Origin of the sequence: Bacillus sp. ILBB4 (genome assembly GCF_035064545.1) — a bacterium.
Classification (GTDB): Bacteria; Bacillota; Bacilli; order Bacillales; family Bacillaceae_H; genus Priestia.
Genome location: NZ_JAIQVD010000010.1, coordinates 107,194 through 117,100, shown reverse-complemented (window position 1 = coordinate 117,100; position 9,907 = coordinate 107,194). Strand labels below are relative to the sequence as shown.

Annotated in this window: 14 protein-coding genes and 1 pseudogene; 6 read left to right on the top strand and 9 right to left on the bottom strand. The window is 31.8% G+C overall.

Features of this window, described 5'->3' with window-relative positions; translation table 11 throughout:
• Positions 1–270 precede the first annotated feature (270 nt).
• Positions 271–1,323 carry a Delta(5) desaturase DesA gene (desA, locus tag LAV82_RS26760; protein ID WP_499717316.1) on the top strand — a complete coding sequence of 351 codons (1,053 nt, stop codon included), beginning with the start codon at positions 271–273 and terminating at the stop codon, positions 1,321–1,323.
• Between the two features lie 485 nt (positions 1,324–1,808).
• Here desA and LAV82_RS26755 read toward each other — a convergent pair whose 3' ends face one another.
• The gene (locus LAV82_RS26755) at positions 1,809–2,009 is read right to left on the bottom strand and encodes a hypothetical protein (protein ID WP_097825617.1); all 201 of its coding nucleotides are present in this window, start codon (positions 2,007–2,009) and stop codon (positions 1,809–1,811) included.
• A gap of 614 nt (positions 2,010–2,623) precedes the next feature.
• Between LAV82_RS26755 and LAV82_RS26750 the strand changes: the two genes are divergently transcribed.
• Both LAV82_RS26750 and LAV82_RS26745 read left to right on the top strand, forming a co-directional pair.
• Positions 2,624–2,815, top strand: coding sequence for a hypothetical protein (locus LAV82_RS26750; RefSeq protein ID WP_097825609.1), 192 nt, complete (start codon positions 2,624–2,626; stop codon positions 2,813–2,815).
• 130 nt (positions 2,816–2,945) lie between these two features.
• Positions 2,946–3,320, top strand: a complete 375-nt coding sequence (locus LAV82_RS26745) for an iron chaperone (RefSeq protein ID WP_211079212.1) — start codon at positions 2,946–2,948, stop codon at positions 3,318–3,320.
• A 270-nt stretch (positions 3,321–3,590) separates the two neighbouring features.
• Here LAV82_RS26745 and LAV82_RS26740 read toward each other — a convergent pair whose 3' ends face one another.
• The 3 genes from LAV82_RS26740 to LAV82_RS26730 form a co-directional block, all read right to left on the bottom strand.
• Positions 3,591–3,797 carry a hypothetical protein gene (locus LAV82_RS26740; protein WP_211079213.1) on the bottom strand — a complete coding sequence of 69 codons (207 nt, stop codon included), beginning with the start codon at positions 3,795–3,797 and terminating at the stop codon, positions 3,591–3,593.
• A gap of 46 nt (positions 3,798–3,843) precedes the next feature.
• On the bottom strand, positions 3,844–4,191 hold the full coding sequence (locus tag LAV82_RS26735) for a hypothetical protein (RefSeq protein ID WP_211079214.1): 348 nt from the start codon (positions 4,189–4,191) through the stop codon (positions 3,844–3,846).
• A gap of 216 nt (positions 4,192–4,407) precedes the next feature.
• Entirely contained in the window at positions 4,408–4,683 is a 276-nt protein-coding gene (locus LAV82_RS26730; protein WP_211079215.1) for a hypothetical protein, read from the bottom strand.
• Positions 4,684–5,165: 482 nt separating this feature from the next.
• Between LAV82_RS26730 and LAV82_RS26725 the strand changes: the two genes are divergently transcribed.
• Both LAV82_RS26725 and LAV82_RS26720 read left to right on the top strand, forming a co-directional pair.
• Positions 5,166–5,300 (top strand): hypothetical protein, encoded by a 135-nt coding sequence (locus LAV82_RS26725; RefSeq protein ID WP_274609615.1) that lies wholly within the window; start codon positions 5,166–5,168, stop codon positions 5,298–5,300.
• 628 nt (positions 5,301–5,928) lie between these two features.
• A complete protein-coding gene (locus tag LAV82_RS26720; protein ID WP_211079216.1) occupies positions 5,929–6,366 on the top strand; it encodes a hypothetical protein in 438 nt (145 codons plus the stop codon).
• Between the two features lie 191 nt (positions 6,367–6,557).
• Here LAV82_RS26720 and LAV82_RS26715 read toward each other — a convergent pair whose 3' ends face one another.
• Positions 6,558–6,848 (bottom strand): hypothetical protein, encoded by a 291-nt coding sequence (locus LAV82_RS26715; protein ID WP_211079217.1) that lies wholly within the window; start codon positions 6,846–6,848, stop codon positions 6,558–6,560.
• 318 nt (positions 6,849–7,166) lie between these two features.
• Between LAV82_RS26715 and LAV82_RS26710 the strand changes: the two genes are divergently transcribed.
• Positions 7,167–7,412 (top strand): hypothetical protein, encoded by a 246-nt coding sequence (locus tag LAV82_RS26710; RefSeq protein ID WP_499717315.1) that lies wholly within the window; start codon positions 7,167–7,169, stop codon positions 7,410–7,412.
• Between the two features lie 159 nt (positions 7,413–7,571).
• Here the strand turns inward: LAV82_RS26710 and LAV82_RS26705 are convergent, their stop codons facing one another.
• The 4 genes and pseudogenes from LAV82_RS26705 to LAV82_RS26690 form a co-directional block, all read right to left on the bottom strand.
• Positions 7,572–7,931, bottom strand: coding sequence for a hypothetical protein (locus tag LAV82_RS26705; protein WP_499717314.1), 360 nt, complete (start codon positions 7,929–7,931; stop codon positions 7,572–7,574).
• A 280-nt stretch (positions 7,932–8,211) separates the two neighbouring features.
• Positions 8,212–8,361 (bottom strand): annotated as a pseudogene (locus LAV82_RS26700) (stress protein); the annotation flags it as partial.
• Between the two features lie 611 nt (positions 8,362–8,972).
• On the bottom strand, positions 8,973–9,113 hold the full coding sequence (locus LAV82_RS26695) for a hypothetical protein (RefSeq protein WP_179866274.1): 141 nt from the start codon (positions 9,111–9,113) through the stop codon (positions 8,973–8,975).
• 440 nt (positions 9,114–9,553) lie between these two features.
• Complete coding sequence (locus LAV82_RS26690) at positions 9,554–9,682, bottom strand: hypothetical protein (protein WP_274588516.1); 129 nt, start codon at positions 9,680–9,682, stop codon at positions 9,554–9,556.
• Positions 9,683–9,907: the final 225 nt, after the last annotated feature.

Genomic DNA, 9,907 nt, shown 5'->3' with positions numbered 1-9,907 from the left:
CATTATATTTTAAAAATAGTAGCTCAATACCTCTTGGAAAGGTACAGGTTTATGAGCACTTTTACATAGCTAGGACTGAAATAATGCTTTAATGAACCTGAATTTTTCCCACACCCTTTTCCTTTTATTAAGAAAATACATTCACACATGTATGACAGTTGTCATACTAGTTACTTGACGTTTATATCTTTTATTACCAGCTACTATGTTCTACTATAAATATAAAGAAGAGCTGTATATTAAACACGGTAAAGATGTAAGGAGGAACACATGAGCAAACACAAAACGACTGAATTAAGAAAAAATGTAGCACCTTTTGAAAAATCCAATATGAAATCGAGTATAAAGCAATTAATAAACACATTCCTTCCGTTTTTCCTACTTTGGTTTCTAGCTTATCAAAGTTTATCCGTTTCTTATTGGCTAACACTACCATTATCTATTGTTACAGCTGGGTTCGTCGTCCGAATCTTCATTATTTTCCATGATTGTTGTCATCAATCATTTTTCAAAAGCCGAAAAGCGAATAATATCCTTGGCACAATCAGTGGGGTTATCACCATGTTTCCATATGAACAATGGAAACGAAGCCATTCCATTCATCATGCCACGAGCAGCAACTTAGATAAACGAGGAACTGGTGATGTATGGATCATGACAGTTGATGAGTATGTTGCAGCTTCCTACTGGGGCCGGTTAGCTTACCGCGTTTACCGCAATCCAATTGTTATGTTTGGATTAGGTCCCATCTATCTTTTTTTAGTTTCTAACCGACTGAATCGAAAAGACGCGAAACGAAAGGAACGTTTGAACACATATTTAACCAATTTCTCAATTGTTGCAGTGTATGCCCTTTTATGTTGGGGTATTGGTTGGCAAGCTTTTCTGCTCGTTCAAGCTCCCATCCTTTTTGTAGCAGGATCACTTGGAATTTGGCTATTTTACGTACAGCATCAATTTGAGGATTCCTACTTTGAAAACGAAAAGGAGTGGGATTACGTGAAGGCTGCAGTTGATGGTAGCTCCTATTACAAGCTCCCTAAAGTTTTACAATGGGTAACAGGTAATATTGGTTTCCATCATGTACATCATTTGGCTCCAAGAGTTCCAAACTATAATTTAGAAAAGGCGCATGAATCTACGCCACCATTACAGAAAGCAACAACTATTACACTAGGTACAAGCTTGAAGTCCCTTCGTTTTCGACTTTTAGATCAACAAAATCAACGTTTTGTAAGCTTTAAAGAAATTAAGCACCTAGTAGATAGTAACAAATCACGTATGAATTTGAATAACAAAAGACCAAACTTGGATAAAAATTGAATATCCATACGATCAAATCATTCAATTCTAATAAAAAACTACCTAGCCAATAAGTTTTTTACCTGCTATACACAAGTTTTTGATGCTTTGAGCAAACTACGCAGATGTCTTAAGGCATCATTCCGTAAATGATGTATGTGTAACAGAAAAAACTCCCTTCACACCAGGGAGTTTTTTCTGTTTTTGGTTTGTATATCATATACAAAATTAGTTTCTTTTTCCGGAACTCTAATAAAAAAAGAACCCCTTGGTGAGAAGTTATCAAAGTGATAACTTCTTACCACCTCAATGTGCAGCTTTTTATACATCCTTGATGTGCCAACGCTCTCCCTACAGGTAAATGGGGAAAAGATGCATAAGAAGTACATCTTCTATACACATGCTAGTCCAGCAAAAATATGTTATTATTTAACTCCAGTTATAGTTTCCCTTAAAAAGATCCCTTACTCCGAGATGCCATTCGAATGAGGGAGGCTTTTTCTTATTTAACTACTAAAGAAACTTCCACTCTTTCTTTTTCTCTTATAGTGGTGATGTCCATAACTTCCGTGAGGGTCACGACTTTTTCTATAATCATCACTACTGCTATAACTCTTAAAAGGTTTTGATCTTCCTCTCTTATAATCACTACTACTGTAATGCTTATGTTTATTATTCACTAGTGAATCAAACAGTTTCTTGAACATGATTTAATCACTCCTCATAATTTTTTTAAATCGATAAAAAACAAAAAGCGCTTTTATCTTTTTAGTAGATAAAAGCGCTTTTTGTATAAACACAGACTTTACCTAACTAAAAACGTAGGTAAAGGTCTTGCTAACATTTAAAATTGCCAACAAAGCCGGAAACAAAATGTTTCGTAATGACGACTATTGTTGTACAACTACTCCCCTTTGGAGTATCAAGTTTGCTCAATGATATCGGAGGAATTCTATAAATCAATTGATAATCAATCAATGACTACCTTTCAAAACCTCGTTCCTGCTGTTTATTTCGGTTATGAATCCCACTTACATTGATGGAAAATAACGGAAAATAGGAGTCTGATACAAAAATTGCATTTCTAAAAAGACATATAGATACTTAATAGAACCTGGTCTTATAATTTGAATACCTCACTTCAAAAGTTCCTGCTTTTAAACCAGGTAAAGAATTATAAGTATAAATCATTGAAAATATCCAGGCACTAACCATTGGATACTTCCCTATTTTAATAAAGGTATCTTTTACAATCCTAAATAAGATATAATAAAAATATCATTAAAGGTTTAAAATACATAGTGTTAAGAATGAGGTTAGAATGTCAAAAACGTTCGAAGTAAACTATTCTGTACTGAAAAAAAATAAACTAGTTCATGGTTCTGTGATGATACAATCTGTTGAAGATAAAAAGGAAATTGTAAAATCAGCTAAATTAGACGTGTCTACAAAGGAAAGAGTATTTATTCAGCGTGTGAAAATCTTAGGTTTTAAACCTAACCTATTGATTTGAATTAAAAAGGAAAAAGTGGTGGAGTAACATTTTATATCTGACCAGCACATCAGCTAAGTCTATAGGGAATTAGTTAAGAATCCTAATCATTTGATAGTACTAAAATAGCTTATAGAAGGAAGGAAATAGTATGACAAACACCATTGAAACAGTAGAACAGTATATGGATCAAGTAGTGCCAGACAATCGCAAGCATGATTTGACCCAACTTCGCAACTTAATTATTCAAATAGTACCTAATGCTATAGAATCCATTAAATATGGAATGCCTTATTATGAACTAAACGGCTCACTATGTGCATTTGCTTCTCAAAAAAATTATATGAGTCTGTACTTTCTAAATACTCCTATTCTGCAAAAGAATATAGATTCTTTAAGAGACCTAAATGTAGGAAAAGGATGTATTCGATTCAGAAATATTGATCAGCTCTCGATAACTGTCATTCAGAAAATCTTAGAAGAATCAGTGGAAGATAACTTAGCTCGTTATAATGATCATTGCTAAATGCAATATTATTGGATTAATATCATGATGAGGAAAAGGGTATAGTGATAGTATTATTCCTAATCATTTACCGATAATTAGTGCTCGTAACTGAATAGCAGGGTTATATTAATTGAATGTAACAAGACAATCATAAGAGATACAATATACAATGCTGAAACGAGAAGAAACAGCAGGCCTGTTAGACAGCCTGCTGCAGAAGACAAAATGATTTTAAGGTATTGGTGTATTAGACTAACTTTAATACCAACAAACCATCCTGAAAGGATGCTAAAAGTTAGCCTGTAAAGCTTCAATTTTTTTCTTGAGTTTTTGACTTTCTTCCTCTAATTCAATGATTCTATCTTGGAGGTCTTTATTATCCCAGTTGTTTTCCAGCTCTTCAGATAATTCTATTCGCTCTTTATGGATTTCAATTCGTTGTTTAGCCATCTCTTCTACTTCTTTATTTAATTGGAATTGTTCGTATGGATTCATATGTATTCTCCTTTATTTTTACTTTCAACATAAACAGGCAACTCCTTTAAAATAGGGTCCAGTGAGTGTTACCCACGAACATATTGACTGCTCCAAACATACTAGCAATAAAGCTGAAATTCCATACAGTTCGCATCCAAACTGCCAAAGAGCCATATGTCTTTCTGAAGGCTACTTCACGCATAAAGATGAGATAAAGTACTGTAAACGCATATATGCCAAATGCTACCCATTGAAAAGTTTCTTGAATTTGAGGGGATATTAAGACAACAACTACTAAAGCTACGGTGAAAATCAGGTTCACAGCCATAAAAAAGCTTACAAAACGCATCCACTTAAACCCTTTCTCATATAGTTTATCTGCACTTTGATCTTCTTGTTTTATTTCTTCCATCACTCATTTCCCCTAGTATTAGTTTTTTTCTATTATATATAGTATCGGATGTTAGTTTCATTTTTAGATTGCTAACATTAGTACAATTAGAACTCCCTATCGTATTCAACTAAAAGTAGTCAATTACCTCCCGTAAATAAAAAGGAAGTTTCCAAATATAAACTGCTCTTTCGCTGACTAATTAGACTAAAGAATGGCTTCTTTAACATATACTTTTTAGTCAATAATTACATCCTCCATTATGGGCAGCTCGCTTTCTGAATTGATATATCCAGCTAATGGTTTGGTACTTGCCTCAAAATAGGGAAGTTTTTCATCAAGGGAAAATTTAATGCTGTTTTCATCTAGTGATAACATATCAACTATGGCGTCAGTACTGATTTCTTCTAAATACAGTTCCTTTGCTGAAATGATATTTATAGTGCTTACACATTTTAAGTCCACTACTTTAAAGCCTTTATCTAACAGTTCTTTCACTAAATCTTTAGGCATCTAAAACCCTCCTTAATACTTACTAATTTTCGACATAAAAAGAGGGATTCCTTTAGAATAATTCCCAGGGAGTACTGCACACGAATTTACCCTATTGATTGATAACTAATTATCTCTTTACATTGAAGAATATGTTTATATACACAAGATACTTTACGCTCTCAGAATCCTATGCATAGTTCAAAAAGTTTATAAAAAATAATATAATTACTTTTTATTATTTAAAATATAACCATTTATAATGTAAGCGCTTTCTGTTATAATAAAATTAGGTGGATAGCATGCGTGGCTATCATTGTATTTGGCGTAGGTGGGGCCCATACTAAAAGAAAGAATGAACTTTTCTTAACTCTGTGTTGTGTTACATAACAATTAATATAATCAATGAATACATTAATTTATATGTATAAGAGATTACTAGATCTAGTAATCTCTTATGGGAATGATAGAGGTAAGAAACATAAATAAAGGAGGAAAAAATGTTGAAAGAATATAAACAGGTGTTTTCTGATTTTATTGACGAAGACCAATTCGAACTACATTCATACCTTTCTTATTTATTCAATCAATCTCAGGAGAAAGATTTAATTCAGTTAGAAGATGAACACCTAACATAATAAATGGACGCATATTAGAAAGTAGAAGGATAAATATATGAATAAAAAATAGGATAAGCGACCTTATTGTTGGAATTAGGATAGGTAAGTCGCTTATTATTGTTCGCATGGAAAAGTTTCCTGTTAGGAGGTTCATTCTATTACATAGGACAATCTATGTAATACTTCGGAGCTGTTTACTTAATCGTAAGAGAGTTTCTTTATCTTTGTTCTTTGAAGCTTGTTCCATTTGTACCAAAATTTATGTTTTTCGAACGTCGCGTAGATTTTTCATTGACAAGAGTTGATTAAATGTAGCATTCATATCTTACATCCCTCCTATCCTTGCGCAACCGGTTTCCTTTGTATTCCACACGAATCATTCCTTTCCTTTTAAAATCTCTCCACTTTCAGTTTCATAATATGGATTTAATGTACTTAGTTAGACAGAAAATTTAAGAACATATAGAATTCGCATAATAAAAGTGCGGAAATTCTATCATGCCTAAGTAAAGAAATAATTTACAACGATGAATGGATTCCTTTCTCTACTGATTGAGTGTAAAAATAGGTTATCGATGATTACTATCTAAAACAAAACAAGAATTCAGTTACAAGAAGGTATGTCTTGATTTAGGAGAGAATACACATGAAAATAAATGAAATGGAATGGATTCCGGTTCCATATTTCAAACTAAATCCCAATGGAGAAATTCTTCGTCATTCAAAGGAAGCCATGACCTTCTTCACACCTGCTAATCACTTTTTAGATCTTGTTCATCTAGATGATCGACTCTTAGCTAGACAACTACTCGTGCAGACTACTTCACCCCCCATAAGGGTCAGCCTAAAGTTAATCATTCACCATGATTTGTATGGTTTGTTTGCATGTACGGTTAAATGGGAAGGTAATATTGGTCATCTTGTTTGTACAGAAACAACAGCTGAGGCTATGAAGGTCGAAAGACAGTTAAAAGTTGAGGAACAGGTGTTACAAACCAAACAAGCGCTAATAAAATCTAATAATCAATTACTTAAGTCTATGGATCAATTAATTAAAACATTGGAATCAGATGCGGGTAAATAGACCGTTCATTCTTAAGTAAAACCACAGAACCTGAGTGCTGTGTATTTACATGCAAGTAAGTTAAATTCAGCCACCTTGGTAACTATAAAAGAATGCATACTAAAAAATCTCTCTATTTTTATTGGAGAGATTTTTTTATAAATTAACGTTTTATCCCTATTTTATTGAGTTTTTGGCAATGCTAGTATTTTTTATAGATTCATTCTAGAAAGTTCATCAAAAATATGCTGAATCTGTTTTTCATCTAACGTTTCAGCTTGTTCCCAGACCTCAGAAATACAAGCTGCTAAATGATTAGGATTAGAAATAGATTCAGCATTTAGTGTTTTATAAAATAACGGATTCCCACTTTTATCTACATCACCTTTACATCGATAGTTTTCAAATTTCCAGCCAGCTTTCGTTTTGGTAAAAGAATAAAGGTCGTTATGCCCCGACTTAGGGCTGTAAATGTGTATCTTAAATCTAGGTGTGTTATTCACATGTAAGCCCCCCTCTTTCTTTCATTTAGTCTTCTTGTAAACATCTTTACGTACATTAAGAACCGAAAGCTCCACTATTCTCAAGGAATAATGTTCTCCCTAAAGCTTATGTTAGTGTTGATCGAAGATACTTTCTGATGTAATCCAACTATATTGACATGTATCAAAATTTATTCTAGTAAACAAAAGTATCTTGTATTTTTTACAAATATATTTCATTTCATGATATCTAGTAACTGGTCTGTATACCCTATGCTAGAATAAAGTAAACATAAAAAATAAACTTTTATAAGCTAATGAGAAAGGGGACCTGAATAAATGACAATGGAAAAAATACAGGAAATGTTAAAAACCTTACTGTATTATGATAACTGTGAAATTGTCCATAAGATTCGTGGTGAACATCATACCTTTTCCCTCAGCTATGCGAAGGAATCACATACCTTTCAATTAAAAAATATAGAAACAAAACAAATTGAAAACTATAAAGACCTTGAAAGTGTTTCTTTAGCTTTACTTCAGATTATAGAATCTGGTGCAACAAAGATTAATACAGATCCTTGAACAAACGATAAAACATCACTTACCAATATAGCTCCTGCACAACACTAACATTACTGATACATAAAAACTCCCTGCATAAGTAGTAGGGAGTTTTTTTTTAGAAAAGTCTATGGATAGGAGGATCTTTTGAATAATTAATAATCGTATCCATAAGATAAATTACTGTTCTTTAAGATGAAGAAAATAATCTTCTAAAGCTTGCAATGAAGGTAATTCCTTGTAATCAAACTTGTTATCTCCATCTGCTATTTCATAGGTAGACCAAGGAATAGCTTGATATACTTCATTTATTGACTCTTTCGATCCTGCTAATACAATTTTAGCTGTACGAGGGTTGGTAACAACGAGGTAAGCTAGGCCACTTTTCTGACTTAGAGTTTGGAAAACTGTGTAGCCCTCTTCGGTTGCTAAGTCAGCTAACTTAGCAGGATAGTAGACAACATCATTACACGGCGTAGGTAAAGCAACTAGTTCTTTGGCAAACGTAGATTGAGTTCCACCTTTTGTTATCACTTTCATCACCTCTTCTATATTAGATTTAGCTTATGGTTCTTTATACTACCATTTTTTTAGTATTTGTAAAAATAATAAAGGTACCATCTATATAATTTACTATTTGTTAATTGCTCATGTAGTGATGACTTCTACAGACACAGGCACCCGTCACAAAAACAATGGTATTTGCGATATTACATAGTAAAAACTTATATAATGAGAGGAGACTTTACCATCAAGGTCAAGGCTCTTCTTATTATTTTTACTTATAAGTTCTTTTTACTATCTTTGTCTTTATGTTAAATTAAGGTTTATGAAAATTGACCGTTTTCTCGTCATCTCCTATGCATTCAAACCAGTCTCTCATCGCCCAATTATCATAGCCTCCATCACCTTCATTAATAAATGTTCCTTTTTCAAACACCCAAACTCCATACGTAATGCCATCGTAACCTACAGTATCAAAGTATTATACACCTTGTAATTGGAAAACTTATTAATGGTTATATTTAAGGTAATAACTTTTTTGAAAGATATCAATATAAAAATAAAATAGCAACCATTTTTAATGATAAATACGTATTTCATTTATTTACTGTATTTATCAACTATTTATTTTATCTTATCTAAAAATGAAATTGTAAACTTACTTCATCAAAAAATGTTTTATCTTTTACACATGTTGTAGAAAAAGGTCTTATTTGTCGTCACTTAAAGTAAATAGTAAAACTTTAATTTTTAGAAGTTAGTTTATACATTTATTTTTATTTGTAGAATACATTATCCATTTGTTTTAAATAAAAGTTACGTTGTTCAAAACTTATAAAATATAAGTAATTGTAGAATTTATATTTTGTAACTACATCTTTAATAATTTCTTATAAAGAAAGTGGAAGTTGAAATAGTGAATGATAAGAAGTAAAATTAGTAGTTTTCCCAACGATAGTAAATATTTAGAAGAAACATCAATAGGCGACTCAATCCTTCTGTGTAGAAAGATAAAGTCACCTACAAAGTTTTTCTATTCATTATTAGTTATCCTTTCAGTTGTTCTTATTTATACATTTATTGATTTACATGTTCCTGTTCTAACTGATCTACTACATCCTCCTGGCATTTATTAATAAATAGATAAGTAAGGTATGAATGTAAGTCAAATCGTTCTTCCTCAATAAACGTAGAAAAAACCTTTTTATATTCGCCCAATAGCTTAACCTCCTTTATGTAAGTTCCTATTTTTCATTCTTGCCCAACTAGCAATCTCTTATACATACAAATTACCAAAGTATTTTGTACTAGCCCCGCCTACGCCATATACAATGACAGTCACGCTTGCTATCCAATCTAATTCTTATTATAAATGAAATCGCTTACAATTTTAAAATTAAATAACAGAATATTATGATTTAAGAACAATGTTAGGGTAATCATGAAAAATTCTTATGAATAGCTAAAAAATTAAGTAAGTGGAATGTGTCTTTATATGTTAAGTATTGGATCCAAATCAAATTAGCTGTCCGCAAAATTATACATTTTTAATAATTAAATAGATTCTAAAGGATATATCAACATGAATCTAAGTGAATCCTTGAAGAGAAGGGATATACCCTTCATTACTAAAACAGATAGGAGTAATTAATTCAGAATTACGCTTCTACCTGTTTTTCTTTTTTGACAACCCACATTAAGAATTCTTTTTCTTGATGAGTTAGCTTTCTATTTAAAGATTGCTCAAACTTTGAGACTAACTCTATAAAACGCTGTATGTTATCCATTTATGTTATAACTCCTTGAGTTTATTTTTAAGTATAGAATAGGATTAAGGTTTTTGTTTTGTGAAATTTTGTTTAGTTTTAATATTGGAACTTTTAAAAAGCATAAAAAATAAATGGAGACTACTGATGTTATAGAAAAGAAAAGCCCCAAAGCAGTTTTGAAAACTGACAATAGGACTTTCCCTAGAAAAAGGTTAAGATTTACATTCTTATGTGTTATGCAAC

Bases quoted from the DNA above. Each gene is read 5' to 3' on its own strand.
- desA (WP_499717316.1), top strand. From the start codon at position 271: ATGAGCAAACACAAAACGACTGAATTAAGAAAAAATGTAGCACCTTTT.
- LAV82_RS26755 (WP_097825617.1), bottom strand. From the start codon at position 2,009: ATGTTCAAGAAACTGTTTGATTCACTAGTGAATAATAAACATAAGCAT.
- LAV82_RS26750 (WP_097825609.1), top strand. From the start codon at position 2,624: ATGTCAAAAACGTTCGAAGTAAACTATTCTGTACTGAAAAAAAATAAA.
- LAV82_RS26745 (WP_211079212.1), top strand. From the start codon at position 2,946: ATGACAAACACCATTGAAACAGTAGAACAGTATATGGATCAAGTAGTG.
- LAV82_RS26740 (WP_211079213.1), bottom strand. From the start codon at position 3,797: ATGAATCCATACGAACAATTCCAATTAAATAAAGAAGTAGAAGAGATG.
- LAV82_RS26735 (WP_211079214.1), bottom strand. From the start codon at position 4,191: ATGGAAGAAATAAAACAAGAAGATCAAAGTGCAGATAAACTATATGAG.
- LAV82_RS26730 (WP_211079215.1), bottom strand. From the start codon at position 4,683: ATGCCTAAAGATTTAGTGAAAGAACTGTTAGATAAAGGCTTTAAAGTA.
- LAV82_RS26720 (WP_211079216.1), top strand. From the start codon at position 5,929: ATGAAAATAAATGAAATGGAATGGATTCCGGTTCCATATTTCAAACTA.
- LAV82_RS26710 (WP_499717315.1), top strand. From the start codon at position 7,167: ATGACAATGGAAAAAATACAGGAAATGTTAAAAACCTTACTGTATTAT.
- LAV82_RS26705 (WP_499717314.1), bottom strand. From the start codon at position 7,931: ATGAAAGTGATAACAAAAGGTGGAACTCAATCTACGTTTGCCAAAGAA.
- LAV82_RS26690 (WP_274588516.1), bottom strand. From the start codon at position 9,682: ATGGATAACATACAGCGTTTTATAGAGTTAGTCTCAAAGTTTGAGCAA.